The organism is Acetanaerobacterium elongatum (genome assembly GCF_900103835.1).
In the GTDB taxonomy this organism is placed as follows: Bacteria; Bacillota; Clostridia; order Oscillospirales; family Ruminococcaceae; genus Acetanaerobacterium; species Acetanaerobacterium elongatum.
Map to the genome: position 1 here is coordinate 129,857 of NZ_FNID01000002.1, position 1,451 is coordinate 131,307.

3 protein-coding genes are annotated in these 1,451 nt (G+C 40.2%); all 3 read right to left on the reverse strand.

The annotated features are described in order from the left end of the window. Positions 1-374 (reverse strand): zinc-ribbon domain-containing protein (locus BLR50_RS01215; protein WP_143008015.1); only part of this gene is annotated, 374 nt, incomplete at its 3' end. A 28-nt stretch (positions 375-402) separates the two neighbouring features. Then, complete coding sequence (locus BLR50_RS01220) at positions 403-1,062, reverse strand: zinc ribbon domain-containing protein (protein ID WP_162840274.1); 660 nt, start codon at positions 1,060-1,062, stop codon at positions 403-405. A 101-nt stretch (positions 1,063-1,163) separates the two neighbouring features. Further along, on the reverse strand, positions 1,164-1,451 hold a 288-nt coding region (locus BLR50_RS01225; protein ID WP_242871660.1), incomplete at its 5' end, for a transposase.

Here is a 1,451-nt window from a genome sequence, read left to right on the forward strand (position 1 = left end):
GCCGCCTTACAGTAACCTTCGTTATCCTCAATACGCTCATCATAAATCTCCAGTGCTTCGCCGTAATCCTTTGCTGCTATTGCAGCGGTAAATTCATTCACGGGGTTATGCAGGATATTGTCGTAAGCCAACTTCCCACAAAAACCCAGACTAGCCAAAACCAGAAAAATAGCAACTACCACAACAACTTTTCCCGCACCACTCTTTTTCTTTTGGGCTTGTATGGCAGACGGAGCGGGTGGGGCTTGTACTGCTGTTGCCGTTATGGAATCGCTTTTCGAAGAATCAGCAGGTGTCTCCTGTAAAGAAGCTCCACATTTTTTGCAGAAGGCGTTTGAATCATTGTTTTCGGTACCACAGTTTGGACAATACATATGTATTCTCCTTTATGTTCATACAAAATCAGAAAATAGGTCCTAAAAAATTGTATTTGCTAATAGCGCTATCAATGATATACCATTTACCTTTGATTTTACCTACATGCATCGTAGAACTACTTGATGACTTATCACCATCTAAAGATACAGTATATTTAATGTTAAGCTCATATACGGTTTCAAGATCATCGTAAAAATCGGTACTGTAGAACAAAGAATTCACTGAAGCCTTACTTAAACGATCTTCAGAAAGCACTTTATATGAGAGCTTAATCTTATGGTCACCTAACAACCCGGATAAATAGCTTTTTTTGGTTTGCCCGGAATTAAGTCGATTTCTTTCAAATGTTTCCTGAATGGTTGGTGGGAAACAGTTAATAAGCTTATCATAATCTTTAGCTTCAAGAGCCTGACAGGCACTGTCTATTACAAATTTATAATTATCAGAAAGGATACTAAACCCTGCAACAATTATGATTATTGCAACTACCGCAATAGCAATAATGCCAATAAGCTGGTTTCTTTTACTGCTTGAGGAAGCAATACTTAAAGCATTAGCCCCAACACGCGGAAGAGTAGTTACTACCGGCACAGTGGCCGACTTATTAGTTGATGCGCCGCATTTCCCGCAAAAAGTAGAATCTTCTTCCAATATTGCCCCGCATTTTGTACAGAAATTACCCATTGTTGTCTTCCTCCTTGTTACTATAAGGTTACAGTAATATTGTAACAATATTCGTAAATGTGTCAATATGTGACAAAAGTGTGACATATATGTTGTCACACTCAGATTACTGACAAAACCCGCCCTTTTCCGGCGGGTTTTGTGTATGTAGGCAAAAATAGCAGGCAACGTTTTACGGATTGCAAAATATCCCGGTTTGACAGGATATTTGCAATCTTTTTCATGTTCTGCACAGCAGCAGTGAGCAGGCATTGTTCCGCTGCTTTCGCAAGCCCGCGCATGCGGCAATAGCGAAGCCCATGCAGCTCTTTTGAATCTGCAAAACTTCGCTCGATTGTTTCTTTTCTTCTGGCGTATATCTTCTTGCCATATTCCGTATGGGTGAAAGC